13 protein-coding genes are annotated in these 17,527 nt (G+C 62.9%); 9 read left to right on the top strand and 4 right to left on the bottom strand.

The features are described 5' to 3' along the window. Positions 1-23 precede the first annotated feature (23 nt). Entirely contained in the window at positions 24-1,406 is a 1,383-nt protein-coding gene (locus tag MF4836_RS31410; protein WP_078473607.1) for a substrate-binding domain-containing protein, read from the bottom strand. 253 nt (positions 1,407-1,659) lie between these two features. On the opposite strand from MF4836_RS31410, the gene MF4836_RS31405 reads away from it, so the two are divergent. Continuing rightward, a complete protein-coding gene (locus MF4836_RS31405) occupies positions 1,660-1,986 on the top strand; it encodes a YegP family protein (RefSeq protein WP_020296774.1) in 327 nt (108 codons plus the stop codon). Between the two features lie 59 nt (positions 1,987-2,045). Here MF4836_RS31405 and xthA read toward each other — a convergent pair whose 3' ends face one another. After that, positions 2,046-2,858 (bottom strand): exodeoxyribonuclease III, encoded by an 813-nt coding sequence (xthA, locus tag MF4836_RS31400; RefSeq protein ID WP_020296773.1) that lies wholly within the window; start codon positions 2,856-2,858, stop codon positions 2,046-2,048. Positions 2,859-3,032: 174 nt separating this feature from the next. Here xthA and MF4836_RS31395 point away from each other — a divergent pair, with 174 nt between their 5' ends. From MF4836_RS31395 to MF4836_RS31365, 7 genes are all read left to right on the top strand, one after another. Continuing rightward, the gene (locus MF4836_RS31395; RefSeq protein WP_020296772.1) at positions 3,033-3,683 is read left to right on the top strand and encodes a GNAT family N-acetyltransferase; all 651 of its coding nucleotides are present in this window, start codon (positions 3,033-3,035) and stop codon (positions 3,681-3,683) included. Between the two features lie 65 nt (positions 3,684-3,748). After that, the gene (locus MF4836_RS31390) at positions 3,749-5,476 is read left to right on the top strand and encodes an autotransporter assembly complex protein TamA (protein ID WP_078473606.1); all 1,728 of its coding nucleotides are present in this window, start codon (positions 3,749-3,751) and stop codon (positions 5,474-5,476) included. Further along, entirely contained in the window at positions 5,473-9,144 is a 3,672-nt protein-coding gene (locus MF4836_RS31385) for a translocation/assembly module TamB domain-containing protein (RefSeq protein ID WP_078473605.1), read from the top strand. Before MF4836_RS31390 ends, MF4836_RS31385 begins: the two co-directional genes overlap by 4 nt. A gap of 358 nt (positions 9,145-9,502) precedes the next feature. Further along, the gene (locus tag MF4836_RS31380) at positions 9,503-9,976 is read left to right on the top strand and encodes a MarR family winged helix-turn-helix transcriptional regulator (protein WP_020296769.1); all 474 of its coding nucleotides are present in this window, start codon (positions 9,503-9,505) and stop codon (positions 9,974-9,976) included. After that, complete coding sequence (locus tag MF4836_RS31375; protein ID WP_078473604.1) at positions 9,973-11,442, top strand: efflux transporter outer membrane subunit; 1,470 nt, start codon at positions 9,973-9,975, stop codon at positions 11,440-11,442. The genes MF4836_RS31380 and MF4836_RS31375 overlap by 4 nt, the downstream gene beginning before the upstream one ends. Positions 11,443-11,456: 14 nt before the next feature. Continuing rightward, entirely contained in the window at positions 11,457-12,659 is a 1,203-nt protein-coding gene (locus MF4836_RS31370) for an HlyD family efflux transporter periplasmic adaptor subunit (protein WP_078473603.1), read from the top strand. A 65-nt stretch (positions 12,660-12,724) separates the two neighbouring features. Continuing rightward, complete coding sequence (locus tag MF4836_RS31365; protein ID WP_078473602.1) at positions 12,725-14,254, top strand: DHA2 family efflux MFS transporter permease subunit; 1,530 nt, start codon at positions 12,725-12,727, stop codon at positions 14,252-14,254. A gap of 45 nt (positions 14,255-14,299) precedes the next feature. On the opposite strand, the gene lpxH is transcribed toward MF4836_RS31365, so the two are convergent. Together lpxH and MF4836_RS31355 are read right to left on the bottom strand one after the other, a co-directional pair. Then, positions 14,300-15,049: a UDP-2,3-diacylglucosamine diphosphatase gene (gene lpxH, locus MF4836_RS31360; RefSeq protein WP_078473601.1), complete on the bottom strand. Its 750-nt coding sequence runs from the start codon at positions 15,047-15,049 to the stop codon at positions 14,300-14,302. Continuing rightward, the gene (locus MF4836_RS31355; protein ID WP_020296764.1) at positions 15,046-15,549 is read right to left on the bottom strand and encodes a peptidylprolyl isomerase; all 504 of its coding nucleotides are present in this window, start codon (positions 15,547-15,549) and stop codon (positions 15,046-15,048) included. The genes lpxH and MF4836_RS31355 overlap by 4 nt, the downstream gene beginning before the upstream one ends. 277 nt (positions 15,550-15,826) lie before the next feature. Here MF4836_RS31355 and MF4836_RS31350 point away from each other — a divergent pair, with 277 nt between their 5' ends. Continuing rightward, positions 15,827-17,527 (top strand): glutamine--tRNA ligase/YqeY domain fusion protein, encoded by a 1,701-nt coding sequence (locus tag MF4836_RS31350; protein WP_078473600.1) that lies wholly within the window; start codon positions 15,827-15,829, stop codon positions 17,525-17,527.

The following is a 17,527-nucleotide window of genomic DNA, read 5'->3' as shown; positions in this document are numbered from 1 at the left end:
CTCGCGCTGCCGGGTTGCCGCCCTCAGTAGACCCAGACTTCAACCCGGCGATTCTTGATCCGGCCCTCGTCCGCCGTGTTGGCGGCCACCGGCATCTGCGCGCCATATCCCTGGATCTCGCGCAGTACCACTCCGCTTTTCACCAGTTCCCGGCGCACTGCCATGGCCCGCAGCTTGGACAGCAGCGCGGCGCGGGCGGTATCGCTCTTGGCATCGCCAAACCCCACCAGTGTCACCTGCCGATCGAGCTTGGCGTGCTGCTTGAGAAAGTCCAGCACCCGGTTCAGGTCCTGGCGTGCCTTGTTGTCCAGGCTGGCGCTGCCTTCCTCGAAGCGAAAGTTGACCGTCAGTCGTTGCGCCTGGCGCGCGATGGCCTGGTAGCCCTCGGGCATCTGCGGGCTGGCCGTCACGCTCATGGCTTGCACCGTCTGCGCGACAAAACCATTGGCGGCGACGATGGCCTGGCCCCTGGCGCTTTGAGCGAAGTCCACCAGCGCCGTGGCCCAGGGGTTGTGGCCATTGGGCGGCAGGTAAAAATACAGGCGCCGCGACAGTGGGTAGTCTTCGGTGGCGATCAGGCTGTTGAGCGGCTGCATGGCTTGCGACTCGCCGTCGACGATGGCCACGGCCTTGGCCTGGCGCACGTAGGGCAGGCCGATAAAGCCGATGCCCTGGGGATCCTGGCTGACCGCATCGGACAATTGCTCGCTGGACTCGAAGCGTTTGGCGGCGCTGCCCAGGGCCTTGCCGCGCCGGCTGAGTACCAGCTCCTTGAAGGTGTCGTAGGTCCCGGATTGATCATCGCGGGCATATAAATGAATGGCGCCGCCGACGCCCCCCAATTCTTCCCAGGTCTTGACCTCGCCACTGAACACGCGCGCCAGTTGCTCGGTGTTCAATTGGGTCAGCGGGTTGTGGGGGTTGAGGATGATTGCCAGGCCGTCGATGGCGATCACCTGTTCGGCGCCCGGGCTTTTCAAGTCGCCCAGGGTTTCCAGCTCCACCAGTTCGCTGTCCTTGATGGCGCGCGAGGCGGCGGCGAGGTCGGCGCTGGCATTTTTCAGGGCGGCAAACCCGGTACTGGAACCGTGGGCGGCGACGTCAACCCGCACGGGCCGGCCCTGGCTGGTCTGGCCCACCACCCGCTGCTCGTTGTCCTTGCCCGTGGCTTCGATCCGCACCTTGTGCAGCCCTTGTTCCTCCAGCAAGCCCTTGACCAGGGCCGGGCCGAGTTTGGCGCCAATGGTGTTGGAGCCCTGGATACGCAGCACGCTGCTGTTGTCGCTGCCCAGCGGCAGGGCGGCGAACACCGACCAGGGCAGGGCGTAGCAGGCAAAACCGATCAGCAACATGCTGAGGGTCCGGCACCAGATATCTCGTTCACTGACTGTCAACACGCGGGGCATGCGCTACCGGCCTTCTATGGAGGGGAGTTGCGGCGAGATTAAGTCAGGGAGGTGACGCGGATGTGACAGCCGGCGGCTGATGTTTCGGGAAGGATCCGACGGACTTTCAGATATGTCCTAAAGACCTTCCTTGGGGGGATGGATAGAGTCGAAAACTTTGTCTGGCGGGGATTGGAAGCGCTGCGAAGCCTGCATCCCCGACAGGCTCCCCAGCAGCATGTTGCTGCTATTTCGTTGTTCAAAGGAGTTGGAAATGAGTGCCTGGTTCGAGCTGAAGCAGTATGACAGTGGCGAATGCAGATTCCTGTTGAAGTCCAAGGAAGCCAAGACCCTGCTGCAAAGCAACCGCTACCCGTGTCGAGACACTGCCGAAGCAGCCATTGCGTTGTTTCGTCGTCATTGCGCATCTGCCGAGCGCTATGTGCGCAAGATTTCCCAAGGCGGCAAGTCGTACTTCAAGCTCAAGGCCGGCCAGGAGGTGATCATCGCCAGCCACCTCTATGATTCGGAGCCGACCCGCGAGATCGCCATCGAAGCCATCATGGCCGCTGGCACCACCCCGCATATCGAGCTGCGCTGACCTCATGAAAAAGCCCATCTTGCGATGGGCTTTTTTGTGCCTGGGCGAAATCCGGTGAATCAGCTCAGTTCGAGCCAGATCGGCGCATGGTCGGAGGGTTTTTCCATGCCGCGCAGTTCGTAGTCGACCCCAGCATCCTTGACCCGTGGCAGCAGTCCGTTGGACGCCATGATCAGGTCGATGCGCAGGCCGCGCTTGGGATCATCCTCAAAGCCGCGGCTGCGGTAGTCGAACCAGCTGAAGCGGTCGCTGACCTCCGGGTTGAGGTGGCGGAAGCTGTCCACCAGGCCCCAGTTCTTCAGGCGCGCCATCCACTCGCGCTCTTCCGGCAGGAAGCTGCACTTGCCGGTTTTCAACCAGCGCTTCATGTTCTCCGGGCCGATGCCGATGTCGCAGTCTTCCGGCGATATGTTCACATCGCCCATGACGATCAAGGGCTGGTCGTTGCTGAAGCGGCTTTCCAGCAGCTGTTGCAAGTCGTTGTAGAAACGCTGCTTGGCCGGGAATTTGGTCGGATGGTCGCGGCTTTCGCCCTGGGGGAAGTAGCCGTTCATGATGGTCACCGGGGTGCCATCGGCGTCGGCGAAGGTGCCCCAGATAAAACGCCGCTGGGCCTCTTCGTCATCGCCTTCGAACCCCTTGTGCAGGCTCAGGGGCGCCTGGCGCGAGAGCAGGGCCACACCGTAATGGCCTTTCTGCCCGTGATAATGCACGTGGTAACCCAGGGCCTGGACATCAGCCAGGGGGAACTGCTCGTCCGAGACTTTGGTTTCCTGCAGGCCAATGACATCCGGCTGGTGTTTCTCGATCAGCGCCGCCAGCTGATGAGGGCGGGCACGTAGCCCGTTGATGTTGAACGAGACGATTTTCATGGTCGGCGGTCCTGGCAAAACAGCGATGCTAGCCGACAAGTCGCAGCGCCACCAGCGTGGCGGCAGCCCGGATGCGCTGCTAATGTCCTTGGACCGGGGAACGATCACCGGACGAAAAGGCTCGTAACAACAAGAGCGCGGCCATTTGAGCCGGGTCCAGGGGAGTCAACCGCAATGCCTGAAACATCCACTGCCATCGCCGATATCCACATGCTCGACAGCGGCTACTCGCGGGAGGCGCGTTCGCTGTTGTACCAGGCCTACCGGCATGAACCGACCTTCGGTTTTCTGTTCGAGTCCGAGCGCCCGGGGTATGAGCAGCGCGTGCGGGCCACGGTACGGGAACTGGTCAAACAGCATTTTCTGCAGGATCTGCCAGCCATCGGCCTGCTGGTCAACGACCGCTTGATCGGCATTGCCCTGATCGCACCGCCCCAGCGCCGGCTGGGGATCACCGAAAGCTGGGCCTGGCGCCTGCGCATGGTGCTGAGCACCGGCTTTCGCTGCACCCGGCGTTACCTGGACTACCACGCAGCAGTCAGCGCCTGTTTGCCCAGCGACGCGGTGCACGTGTTGCCGCTGCTGGGGATTCACCCGCAATTCCAGGGCCAGCACTTTGGCGAGCAACTGCTGACCGCCGTGCACAACTGGTGCGCGGTGGACGAAAACTCCCAGGGCGTGGTGCTCGATACCGGCAACCCACGCTACCTGGAATTCTACAAGCGCCAGGGTTATGAAGAGATCGGCGAAATCGCTGTGGGGCCGATTCGCGAGCACGTTTTTTTTCACGCCAATCCCCAGGTGTTACACAGCGCAACAGCTTGAGATAGAACTTTTCCGGGGGCTGTGGGTTCTATCACGCTCCCAAGCTCGTGATAGCATCCGCGCCTATGAAGTTTCCTGGAAGAATCACCAGCAGCCTGTTGCTGCTGTTTACAAGCTGTGCGGCGCTGGCGCAAAGCGAACTGGATGTCAGGGTCAAACCGGCCAATGACGAGTTGAAGGCCAATGTGGAGGGCTACATTGGCGGTGTCGGAGACCGTGACGAAGAAGCCTTGCTGCGCTTCAGTCGCGGCGCCGAGGAGCAGGCGCGCAAGGCCGCCCAGGCCCTTGGCTACTATCAGCCGCAGATCAGCAGCGACGTCAAAGGTGGCGAAAAGCCACGTCTGGTATTGAATATCGACCCCGGCGAACCCGTGCACCTGCGCGACGTCATCGTGCGTATCGAAGGCCCGGCTGCCAGCCTCAAGGCTTTCCGAGTGCCCAAGAGCGACCAGCTCAAAACCGGGGCCGTGCTCAACCACGGTCACTACGAAGATGCCAAGCACCTGATTCAGAATCAGGCCTCGCGCTATGGCTTTTTCAGTGGGCGTTTCACCCGGCAGCGGCTGGCGGTCGATCCCCAGGCTGGGGTCGCGGATATCGAACTGGTGTACGACAGCGGCCCGCGCTATGCGTTGGGCAAGGTCAGCTTCGCCGGCGATGCGCCGTTCGATGAAGAGCTGCTGCAGCGCATGGTGCCGTTCAAGGCCGGTGCACCCTATGACTCCGAGCTGATTGCCGAACTCAACCAGGCGCTGCAATCGAGTGGCTATTTCGAGGGCGTGCGGGTCGACGCGGCGCCCACGGCAGCGGCCAACGACGTGATCCCGGTGGCGGTCCAGCTGGAAACCCGCAAGCCCCGGACCATGGGCCTGGGCCTGGGTTTCTCCACCGACGTCGGGCCTCGGGCCAAGGCCAACTGGACCCGGCACTGGGTCAATCCGCAGGGCCACAGCTATGGCTGGGAGGCCGAGGTTTCGGCGCCCCGGCAGAACGTCGGGCTGTGGTACGACATCCCGCTGGATCCACCGCTCACCGACAAACTGCGTTTTGCCGGTGGCTATCAGAATGAAGAAATCGCCAACACCGACACCCTCAGCAAACTGCTGACCATCGGCCCTGAATGGCACAGCAAGCTGCCCAGTGGTTGGCAGCGCGTGGTGTCGTTGAAATGGCAGCGCGAAGAATATCGCCTGGGCGATGACTCGGGCCTGAGCAACCTGCTGATGCCCGGCCTGACGTATTCCTACCTGCGCAGTGACAACCGCATCGATCCGCACAACGGCTATCGCCTGCAATTCGACACCAAGCTGGCCAAGGAAGGCCTGGCCTCCGACACCAACCTGCTGTACGGCACGGTGCTGCTCAAGGGGCTGACCACGGTCTGGGATAACCACCGCTTCCTGGGGCGGGTGCAGTTCGGTGGCAGTGCCACCAACGGTTATAAATCGATCCCGCCGTCCCTGCGCTTCTTCGCCGGTGGCGATCAAAGTGTTCGCGGTTATGACTATCAGAGCCTGTCCCCGGAAAACTCCGACGGCGACCGTATCGGTGGTCGCTACATGGTGGCCGGCAGTGTCGAGTATCAGTATTCGATTGCCGAGAAGTGGCGCATCGCGACCTTCGTCGACCAGGGCAACTCCTTCAATAAGCTCGAACTGCCGAACCTCAAGACCGGGGTCGGCCTTGGCGTGCGCTGGGTGTCACCGGTGGGGCCGATTCGCCTCGACCTGGCCCACGCGCTGAATGATGACGGTGGTATTCGATTGCACTTTTCCATGGGGCCGGAGCTGTGAAGCGTGGTTTGAAAATAGCGCTGCTGGCAATGGTGGCGCTGCTGTTGCTGCTGGTGGTGAGTGTGGCCTTGCTAGTAGGTACTCAGGCCGGCAGCCGCTGGGCCCTGGGCCGGGTACCGGGCTTGAGCGTGGAAAATTTTGCCGGGCAGTTGGCTGGCCAGTGGAGCGCCGATCACCTGCTGTGGGAGCAAGGCAGCAGCCGGGTCGAGCTGGTGGCGCCGAAGTTTGCCTGGTCGCCATCGTGCCTGCTGCGCATGACCCTGTGCATCGAGCAGTTGGATGTGGAGCAGGTCAGTCTGCAATTCCCCCCGGGCAGCGACGACAACAGCGGCCCCATCAGCCTGCCGGACCTGCAATTGCCGCTGGCGATCGAGCTGGGTCAGGTGCGGGTCGGCAACCTGCTGTTTAACGGCAGCGAGCAACTCAAAGGCCTGCAACTGGCTGCGCAATGGACCGCCCAGGGCTTGCAGATCGACTCACTGCAGCTGCAGCGCGACGACCTGAGCCTGAACCTGGCCGGGCTGCTGCACCCCAGCGGCAACTGGCCCCTGCAGGCCAGCGGCAACCTGACCCTGCCGGCGCCGGGCAATGAGCCCTGGGCGTTGGCGCTGAAGGTCGAAGGCGACCTGCTCAAGACCCTGACCTTGCACGCCGACAGCAGCGGTTATTTGCAGGGCCAGCTCAGCGGCGAACTGCAACCGCTGGTGGAGAACCTGCCGGCCCAGGTCCGTATTACTGCCGATGCTTTCAAGGCCAGCGCCGAGCTGCCGGATACCCTGATGCTCAATCAGTTGCTGCTGACCGGCCAGGGCGACCTGAAACACGGCTATCAATTGCAGGGCAGCGCCAGCCTGCCGGCCGAGCAGGGCCCGGTGGCCCTGGCGCTGACCGGCAAGGTTGACGCCAACGGTGCGCAGATCGCCGCCCTGGACCTGACCGCCAACGACAAGCAAAGCCTCAAGTTGACCGGCGCACTGGATTGGAGTGAAGGCTTCAGCGCCGAGGGCAAGGTCGCCTGGCTGGATTTCCCCTGGCATCGCCTGTACCCGGTGATCGACGAGCCCGCGGTGGCGGTGCGCACCTTCAATGCCGAAGTGTCGTACCGCGACGGCCATTACCTGGGCAACTTCCAGGGCGACCTCGATGGGCCGGCCGGTGCCTTCAGCCTCGGCAGCCCGTTCAGTGGTGACCTGACCCAGATCTTTCTCCCTGAATTCAAGCTGGCGGCCGGGCAGGGCAAGGCCGAGGGCCACCTGAAACTGCAATTTGCCGACGGCATCGCCTGGGACACGGCGCTGCAGTTGTCGGCGATCAACCCGGCGTACTGGCTGGCGGAGCTGCCGGGCACGCTCGCGGGTCCGTTGCGCAGCCAGGGGCAATTGAAGAACGAACAGCTCAAGCTCAATGCCGACCTCGACCTCAAGGGCAAGCTGCGTGGCCAACCTGCGGTGTTGCAGGCCAAGGCCGATGGCCAGGGGCAGCAGTGGACCCTGAGCACCCTCGATATCCGCCTGGGGGATAACCGCATCAATGGCTCCGGCAGCCTGCAGCAGAAACTTGCCGGGCAATTGGATATCAAGCTGCCGCGCCTGGGCCAGCTGTGGCCGCAGTTGCGCGGCCAGGCCAATGGTCGCCTCGACCTGGCCGGGACCTTGAATGCGCCCCAGGGCAAGCTCGACCTGCAAGGCCAGCAGTTGGCGTTTGTCGATAACCGCCTGCAAAACCTGGTGGTTGCCGCGAATCTCGACAGCGCGCAAAAGGCCCGCCTCGACCTCAAGGGCAGCGGGATCCAGGTCGGAGATACCCAGCTGGGCACCCTGGCCCTGGCCGGCCAGGGCGATATCAAAAACCAGAAGCTGCAACTGGACCTGCAAGGCCCGCTGCTGAAACTGGCCCTGGGTCTGGATGGCGTCCTTAATCAAGGCAACTGGCGCGGACGCCTGGCCAGCGGCGAGATCCAGAGCGGTGGCCAGGACTGGAAGCTGCAAGCCCCGGCGAAACTGGAGTACCTGGCCGACGGCAAGCTCAACTTCGGCGCCCATTGCTGGGCTTCCGGCGCGGCCAGCCTGTGCGGCGAGGATCAACGCCTGATGCCTGAGCCCAAGCTGCGCTATCACCTCAAGCAATTCCCCCTCGACAGCCTCGCGCAGTGGCTGCCCAAGGATTTTGCCTGGAAGGGCCAGCTCAATGCCGACCTGCAACTGGACGTGCCCGCCAGCGGGCCCAAAGGCCAGATACTGGTGGACGCCAGCGGTGGCACCTTGCGCATCAAGGAAAAGGATCAGTGGCTGGACTTCCCGTACCAGGCCCTGAAACTCAACACCACGCTCAACCCCAAGCGCATCGACACCCGTCTCGAGTTCGCCGGTGGCAAGCTTGGCGAGTTGCTGGTGCAGGCGCAGATCAATCCCCTGGCGAAAAACAAGGCGCTGTCCGGGGACTTCCGCTTGAGCGGCCTGGACCTGGCGGTGGTGCGGCCGTTTGTGCCGATGGTCGAGAAGCTGGCGGGCAACCTCAATGGCAGCGGACGCCTGTCGGGCGGGCTGTTGGCGCCTCAGGTCAATGGCAACCTGACGCTCAGTGGTGGCGAGGTTTCCGGTTCCGAGCTGCCGATCAGTCTTGAGGATTTGCAACTGCAGGCGCAGATCGCCGGTGAGAGCGTGCAACTCAATGGCGCCTGGAAAAGCGGCAAGGCCGGGCAGGGCAGCCTCACTGGCACAGTCGCCTGGGGTCAGGCGCTGGCGGTGGACCTGAATCTCAAGGGCTCGCAGTTGCCGGTAACCGTCGAGCCCTACGCGGTGCTGGAAGTGGCGCCGGACCTGAAAATCTCCATGCAGGGCGACAAACTGGCGATTGCCGGCAAGGTCCATGTGCCCAAGGGCGAGATCAAGGTGCGCGAGTTGCCGCCGTCGACGGTCAAGGTTTCGGACGACACGGTGATCATCGGGCAGCAGACCGCCGAGGGTAAACCGCCGATGGCCATGGCGATGGACGTCGATGTGGTGGTGGGCGAAGACAAGCTCAGCTTTGCCGGTTTCGGCCTGACCGCCAACCTGCAGGGGCATGTGCATATCGGTGACAACATGGACACCCGTGGTGAGCTGTGGCTCAACGACGGGCGCTACCGGGCCTATGGCCAGCGCCTGACCGTGCGTCGCGCGCGGCTGTTGTTCGCCGGGCCCATCGATCAGCCGTACCTGGACATTGAAGCGATCCGCCAGACCGACGACGTGATCGCCGGGATCCGCCTGAGCGGCAGCGCCGAACAGCCGGTGACGCAGATCTTCTCCGAACCGGCCATGAGCCAGGAGCAGGCGCTGTCCTACCTGGTGCTGGGGCGGCCGCTGAGTTCCACCGGCGAGGACAACAACATGCTGGCCCAGGCGGCGCTGGGGCTGGGGTTGATGGGCAGTTCCAACTTCACCGGCAGCCTGGCGAAAAACCTCGGGATCCAGGACTTCCAGCTCGACACTCAGGGCAGCGGCACCAACACGGCGGTGGTCGCCAGCGGCAATATCTCGGAGAAACTCAGCCTGCGCTACGGCGTCGGCGTGTTCGAACCGGCCAACACCATCGCCTTGCGCTACAAGTTGAGCAAAAAGGTGTACCTGGAAGCGGCCAGTGGCGTGGCCAGTTCCCTGGATATTTTCTATAAGCGCGATTTTTGAGGCAGCGGTAGCTGCTGCCTCCGTGGTGCCTGAGGGGCCAGCGCAGCCTCGCGGTAAAGGTTTGTAGCCGCTGCCGCAGGCTCTGGCCGCGTTCGGACGCTGTCCCTTACGGACACCGTCCGAACACCTGACACCCCCACGGCGCCTGATCGGGCCAGCGCAGCCTCGCAGGCTCGGCAGCAGCTACCGGCCTCACGAACATCTCCTGAACACCTGACCCCTCGCCGCGGCCAACGCCGCGCCCGATGCCGTTTATCCAGCCAAATACAAAGCATGCTAATTATTGCTTTGACATTCGCTGCCTAGGCAGTAACATCTCGACATACTTTCCCTGCCTAGGCAGCTAATGGGTGGTCAGATGAAACATTACACGCCGGACAACTTCCAAAACTGCCACCTGGGCCTTCTGCTCGGGCGCGCTGCGTTGCTCAAGGACCGGATCATCGACACCCATATGGAGCCCCACGGCATCACGGCGGCGCAGTTCAAGGTGCTGATCATCATGGCCCAGTTCGGCGTCGACACCCCGGCCGAGCTGTGCCGCCACCTGTCCCTGGACAGCGGATCGATGACGCGCATGCTCGACCGCCTGGAGCAGAAGGATTTCCTCGCCCGTCGGCGTTCCGAAGGCGATCGGCGCCAGGTGCAACTGGTGCTCACCGAAGAAGGCCAGAAACTCGCGGACCGTTTGCCCCACATCGGCGCGCAGGCCATGAATCAACTGGCGGGCGCCATCAGCCCGCAAGAGCTGGAAACCCTGGAACAGATCCTCAAGAAAATTTTGCTGGCAGCCGGTGACCCGATCACCGTGTTGCGGGTAGGTGATAAATGAGCAGTAAAACCTTGCGTAACCGCGTCAGCCTGGTGCTGCTGGCCATGAGCATGGCCGGCTGTGCCAGCTACAGCGGCCTCGATACCGAAGGCGTGAGCCTTGATGCCAAGAGCCTCAAGGCCGGGCAGTCCCTCACGGGCGTGACCCTGTCGCCAGCGGCCTGGCCAAAGAATGACTGGTGGAAAAGCCTGGGCGACCCACAGCTCGACGGCCTGATCCAGGAAGCCCTGCATGACAGCCCGGATATGCAGATCGCCAGCGCCCGGGCCCATCAGGCCAGCGCCGCGGCCTATGCCGCCGATGCTTCGCGCATGCCGACCCTGGATGCCAGCGGCAGTGTCAGCCGTTCGCGCCTGGCCCGCGACCAGGACCCGAGCGGGCAGGGCGGGACCTACAGCACGGTGCGCAGCCTGGGGCTGAATTTCAATTACAACTTCGACCTCTGGGGTGGCCAGCGTGCCACCTGGGAAGCTGCGCTGGGTCAGGCCCGCGCTGCAGAAGTCGATCGCCAGGCTGCGCAACTGACCTTGGCCGCCGACGTGGCACGGGCCTACAGCGACCTGGGCCAGGCGCACATTGTCCACGACCTGGCCAATGACGACCTCAAGCGCACCCGACAGATGCTCGACCTGAGCCAGAAGCGCCTCAGCTCCGGCATCGACAGCCAGTATCAGTACCAGCAGACCGAAAGCCTCGAGGCCAGCTCCCAGGCCACCCTGATCGATGCCGAGAAAAAACTGCAAAGCGCTAAGATCGCCCTGGCCGTGCTGCTCGGCAAAGGCCCGGACCGGGGCAATGAAATCGCCCGGCCCAAGGTCTTGCAGGCCAGCGCCGTGGCCTTGCCCTCCACCTTGCCCGCCGAGCTGCTGGGCCGTCGCCCGGACCTGATCGCCGCCCGCTGGCGGGTAGAGGCCGCAGGCAGGAGCATCGACGCCGGCAAGACCCGCTTCTACCCCAACCTCAACCTCAGTGCCGCCGCCGGTACCCAGGCCTTGCTGGGGGATGCGATGTTCGGTTCCGCCAGCCGTTTCTTCAACATTGCGCCGACGATTTCGCTGCCGATTTTCGACGGCGGCCGCTTGCGCGCCGACCTCGACGCGCGGGATGCCGACTACGACCTGGCGGTGGCCCAGTACAACAAAAGCCTGGTGACTGCCCTGGGGGATGTCAGCGACAGCATTTCCCAGTTGCGCGATATCGGCCGGCAGATCGCCGCGCAGCAGCATGCCACCGATATTGCCCAGGAGTCCTACAACACCGTGGTCCAGCGTTTCGGTTCCGGCATCGGTAACTACCTGGACGTGCTCAGCATCGAGCAGCAATTGCTGCAGGCCCAGCGTCAGCTGGCGACCCTGAATGCCGAGCAGATCGACCTGTCGATTCAATTGATGCAGGCGTTGGGGGGCGGCTTCGAGGCCGGCAACCTGGCTTCGGCCACCCCGACCCCCGCCACGCAGACTAAATAATTCGAGGACTTGTCATGGCCACTGCCGAGACTAACCAAACATCCGAAAACACCCCGGACACGAGCAATCCGCGCAAGCGCAAAATCATGCTGCTGATCCTGGCGCTGATTGTGATCCTCGGCGGCATCGGCGTTTTCGCCTGGCACGAGCTGTACGGGCGCTGGAATGAAAGCACCGACGACGCCTACGTCAACGGCAACGTGGTGGAAATCACGCCGCTGGTGACCGGCACCGTGGTCAGCATCGGTGCCGACGATGGCGACCTGGTGCATGAAGGCCAGGTGCTGATCAACTTCGACCCCAACGATGCCCAGGTCGGGCTGCAAAGCGCCCAGGCCAACCTGGCTCGCACTGTGCGTCAGGTGCGCGGCTTGTACAGCAATGTCGACGGCATGAAAGCCCAGGTGGCGGCGCAGAAAGCCGAGGTGCAAAAAGCCCAGGACAACTTCAATCGCCGGAAAAACCTGGCCGCCAGCGGGGCGATTTCCCAGGAAGAGCTGTCCCACGCCCGGGATGACCTGACCTCGGCGCAAAACGCCCTGGCCAACGCCCAGCAACAACTCAACACCACCAATGCCCTGGTGGACGACACCGTGGTTTCGTCGCACCCGGACGTGCAGTCCGCCGCCGCCCAGTTGCGCCAGGCCTACCTGACCAACGCCCGCAGCACGCTGATTGCACCGGTCACCGGTTATGTGGCCAAGCGCACTGTGCAGCTGGGGCAGCGGGTCCAGCCCGGCACCGCGTTGATGGCGGTCATCCCGCTGAATCAGCTGTGGATCGACGCCAACTTCAAGGAAACCCAGCTGCGTGACATGCGCATTGGCCAGCCGGTGGATATCGAAGCCGACCTCTACGGCAGCGACGTCAAATACAGCGGCACCATCGACAGCCTGGGGGCCGGCACCGGCAGTGCCTTTGCCTTGCTCCCGGCGCAGAACGCCACCGGTAACTGGATCAAGATCGTGCAGCGAGTGCCTGTGCGCATCCACATCAATGCCGAAGAGCTGGCGCAGCACCCACTGCGGGTCGGCCTGTCGACCCTGGTCAACGTCAATCTGCATGACCAGAGCGGCCCGGTACTGGCCCAGCAACCCCCGCAAAAAGCCTCGTTCAGCACCAACGTCTACGACCGCCAGTTGGGCGAAGCCGACGCCATGATCGCGCGCCTGATCCACGACAACAGCGCTGCCATCGGCAAGACCGCGCAGCGCTGATCCGCCAATCCGCCAGTCGCGGCCCTTGAGGGTCGCGGCGCCAGCCTCGTTCCAAAGGATTCGCGATGAGCAATAACGCGTCTTTCACGCCGCCCAGCCTGCTGCTCAGCACCATCGGCCTGTCCCTGGCGACTTTCATGCAGGTGCTCGACACCACCATCGCCAACGTGGCCTTGCCGACCATTTCCGGCAACCTGGGGGTGAGTTCCGAGCAGGGCACCTGGGTCATCACCTCGTTTGCCGTGAGCAACGCCATTGCCTTGCCGCTGACCGGCTGGTTGAGCCGGCGTTTCGGCGAGGTGAAGCTGTTTATCTGGGCCACCATTCTGTTTGTGCTGGCCTCGTTTCTGTGCGGTATTTCCACCTCGATGCCCGAGCTGGTGGGCTTTCGCGTGTTGCAGGGGGTGGTGGCGGGGCCGTTGTACCCGATGACCCAGACCCTGTTGATCGCGGTCTATCCGCCGGCCAAAAGGGGGATGGCCCTGGCACTGTTGGCGATGGTCACGGTGGTCGCGCCGATTGCCGGGCCGATCCTCGGCGGCTGGATCACCGACAGTTACAGTTGGCCGTGGATCTTCTTTATCAACGTGCCGATCGGCCTGTTTGCCGCCTGGGTGGTCAAGCAGCAACTGAAGGCGCGACCGGTGGTTACCAGTCGCCAGCCGATGGACTACATCGGCCTGCTGAGCCTGATCGTCGGCGTCGGCGCGCTGCAGGTGGTGCTGGACAAGGGCAACGACCTGGATTGGTTCGAGTCCAACTTCATCATCATCGGCACGCTGATTTCGGTGATTGCCCTGGCGGTGTTCGTGATCTGGGAAATGACCGACCGCCACCCGGTGGTCAACCTGCGGCTGTTCGCCTATCGCAACTTTCGCATCGGCACCATTGTGCTGGTGGGCGGTTATGCCGGGTTCTTCGGCATCAACCTGATCCTGCCGCAGTGGTTGCAGACCCAGATGGGCTACACCGCCACCTGGGCCGGGCTGGCGGTGGCGCCGATCGGTATCCTGCCGGTGCTGATGTCGCCTTTTGTCGGCAAGTACGCCCACAAGTTCGACCTGCGGCTGCTGGCCGGGCTGGCGTTCCTGGCGATTGGCCTGAGCTGCTTCATGCGCGCCGGGTTCACCAGTGAGGTGGACTTCCAGCACATCGCCCTGGTGCAGCTGTTTATGGGGATTGGGGTGGCGCTGTTCTTCATGCCGACCCTGAGCATCCTGATGTCGGACCTGCCACCGCACCAGATTGCCGACGGCGCGGGCTTGGCGACCTTCCTGCGGACCCTGGGCGGCAGCTTCGCGGCGTCGCTCACCACCTGGATCTGGATCCGCCGGGCCGACCAGCACCACGCCTATATGAGCGAGAGCATCAGCACCTTCGATCCTGCAACCCGCGAGGCCCTGAACAACCTCGGCGGGGCCGGCACCAAGGCCTATGCGCAATTGGACCAGGTGCTGACCAGCCAGGCCTACATGCTGTCGACCGTCGACTATTTCACCCTGTTGGGCTGGGTGTTCATGGGGTTGATTCTGCTGGTCTGGCTGGCCAAACCGCCGTTTGCGGCCAAGGCCGGTCCGGCTTCAGGCGGCCACTGAGGCGCAACCTGTGGTGATGGAGCACGCTCTTTCACCACAGGGGGCTTACTGGCTGGGAAGGGCCAGCTGAGTCGGTACGAAATCGAACGCAGCCAGTTGGAAACCCTGCTCGTCGACCTGCAAGGCCCAACCCTGACGATCCCAATCCCCCAGCACGATACGCTTGGCCGCCTGCTCGCCCAGTTGCAGCTTGTGGATGGCAGGGCGGTGGGTATGGCCGTGGACCAGGGTGTGGACGCCAAACGCCTGCATCACCCGCGGTACTTCTTCGGGTGTCACATCGACGATGTCGTTGGCTTTCATCCGGGTTTGCGCGCGGCTTTCGTTGCGCAGCTTGCGCGCCAGCTTGTGCCGGGTGCGCAACGGCAAGTGCCGCAGAATCCACAGGGTGAGCGGGTTGCGCAGGTCGCGGCGCATGCGCATGTAGGCTTCGTCGCGGGTGCAGAGGCTGTCACCGTGCATCAACAGCACCGGCTCACCGTAGAAGTCGACCACGCTCGGGTCCTTGAGCAGGGTGGCGCCGGCCGCCTTGCAGAAGGCCTTGCCGAGCATGAAGTCGCGATTGCCATGCATCAGGAAAATCTGCGTACCGCTGTCGCTCAATTCCCGCAGCGCCTGGCAAATGGAAAGCTGGTAGGGGCTCATGGCGTCGTCGCCGACCCACACCTCGAAGAAGTCACCGAGGATGTACAGCGCCTGTGCCTCGCGGGCACGTCCGCCGAGTAAATCCAGAAACGCCCGGGTGATGTCCGGGCGCTCCTGTTCCAGATGCAAATCTGAAATCAGCAATATCACTCAATGATCTCGGCTTTCTCGATGATCACGTCGTCTGCTGGTACGTCCTGGTGGCCGCCTTTCATGGTGGTGGAGACGCCCTTGATCTTGTCGACCACGTCGCTGCCTTCAACCACTTTGCCGAAGACTGCGTAGCCCCAGCCCTGGGTGGTCTTGCCGCTGTGGTTGAGGAAGCTGTTGTCGGCGACGTTGATGAAGAACTGTGCGGAGGCCGAATGCGGCTCCATGGTGCGAGCCATGGCCACGGTGTACTTGTCGTTGGAAAGGCCGTTGTCGGCTTCGTTCTGGATGCTGGCGCGCTTGTCTTTCTTTTCTTTCATGCCTGGCTCGAAACCGCCGCCCTGGATCATGAAGTTGCCGATGACACGGTGGAACACGGTGTTTTCGTAGTGGCCGGCCTTAACGTATTCGATGAAGTTGGCCACGGTGACCGGGGCTTTCTCGGCGTTCAGTTCCAGCACGATGTCGCCGTGGTTGGTGGTCAGTTTGACTTGGGTCATGATCGGTACTCTTTCAAGTAGTGCGTGGTTCAAGGAATTCGTGGGTTTCGGGGCGCTGATAGGGCCTGCGGGCCCCGAACCGTACGGGCTGAAATCAGCCACGGTGCGCAGTTTAGCGTGAGGCGCACGAAATTCGAGGCTGTTTTTTCATTTGAGTTGCATTAATAGCCGCAGTTTTCCAAGCGGCGCTGTCAGGCGCTTGGCCGCATCGGCTATAGTGTCCGTTTTTGATTGATCAGGCCGCACCCGGCCGCGCACTTGTACGTTCAAGGATCCTATGAGCAAGCCCACTGTCGACCCTACCTCGAATTCCAAGACTGGACCGGCCGTACCGGTCAACTTCCTGCGCCCGATCATCCAGGCGGACCTGGACTCGGGTAAGCACACGCAGATCGTGACCCGCTTCCCGCCTGAGCCCAACGGTTACCTGCACATCGGCCACGCCAAGTCGATCTGTGTGAACTTCGGCCTGGCCCAGGAATTCGGCGGCGTGACTCACCTGCGCTTCGACGACACCAACCCGGCCAAGGAAGACCAGGAATACATCGACGCCATTGAAAGCGACATCAAGTGGCTGGGTTTCCAATGGTCCGGTGAAGTGCGCTATGCCTCGAAGTACTTCGACCAGTTGTTCGACTGGGCGGTGGAGCTGATCAAGGCCGGCAAGGCCTATGTCGACGACCTGAGCCCGGATCAAGCCAAGGAATACCGTGGCAGCCTGACCGAGCCGGGCAAGAACAGCCCGTTCCGCGAGCGCAGCGTCGAAGAAAACCTCGACTGGTTCAACCGCATGCGCGCCGGCGAGTTCCCGGACGGTGCACGGGTGCTGCGGGCCAAGATCGACATGGCCTCGCCGAACATGAACCTGCGCGACCCGATCATGTACCGCATCCGCCACGCCCATCACCACCAGACCGGTGACAAGTGGTGCATCTACCCCAACTACGACTTCACCCACGGTCAGTCGGACGCCATCGAAGGCATCACCCACTCGATCTGCACCCTGGAGTTCGAAAGCCATCGTCCGCTGTACGAGTGGTTCCTGGAGAACCTGCCGGTGCCGGCCAACCCGCGCCAGTACGAGTTCAGCCGCCTGAACCTGAACTACACCATCACCAGCAAGCGCAAGCTCAAGCAACTGGTGGACGAGAAGCACGTCCATGGTTGGGACGACCCGCGCATGTCGACCCTGTCGGGCTTCCGTCGCCGCGGTTATACCCCGGCGTCGATTCGCAATTTCTGCGAGATGGTCGGCACCAACCGCTCCGACGGTGTGGTCGATTACGGCATGCTCGAGTTCAGCATCCGTCAGGACCTCGACGCCAACGCCCCGCGCGCCATGTGCGTGCTGCGTCCGTTGAAAGTCGTGATCACCAACTACCCGGAAGGCCAGGTCGAAGACCTCGAACTGCCGCGTCACCCACAGAAAGAAGAGCTGGGCGTGCGCAAGCTGCCATTCGCGCGTGAGATCTATATCGACCGTGACGACTTCATGGAAGAGCCGCCAAAAGGCTACAAGCGCCTGGAGCCCAACGGCGAAGTGCGCCTGCGCGGCAGCTACGTGATCCGTGCCGATGAAGCGATCAAGGACGCCGAGGGCAACATCGTCGAACTGCGCTGCTCCTACGATCCTGAAACCCTGGGCAAGAACCCTGAAGGCCGCAAGGTCAAGGGCGTGGTGCACTGGGTGCCGGCGGCCGCCAGCGTCGAGTGCGAAGTGCGCCTGTACGATCGCCTGTTCCGTTCTCCGAACCCGGAGAAGGCCGAGGACAGCGCCAGTTTCCTGGACAACATCAACCCTGACTCCCTGCAAGTGCTCACTGGTTGTCGTGCCGAACCCTCGCTGGGCAACGCACAGCCGGAAGACCGTTTCCAGTTCGAGCGCGAAGGTTACTTCTGCGCGGATATCAAGGACTCGAAACCTGGTCAGCCGGTATTCAACCGTACCGTGACCCTGCGCGACTCCTGGGGCCAGTGA

The sequence above is a fragment of the Pseudomonas sp. MF4836 genome, assembly GCF_002018875.1.
GTDB lineage: Bacteria > Pseudomonadota > Gammaproteobacteria > Pseudomonadales > Pseudomonadaceae > Aquipseudomonas.
The sequence above is the reverse complement of the archived record's forward strand: the minus strand, read 5'-3'. Positions and strand labels throughout refer to the sequence as shown.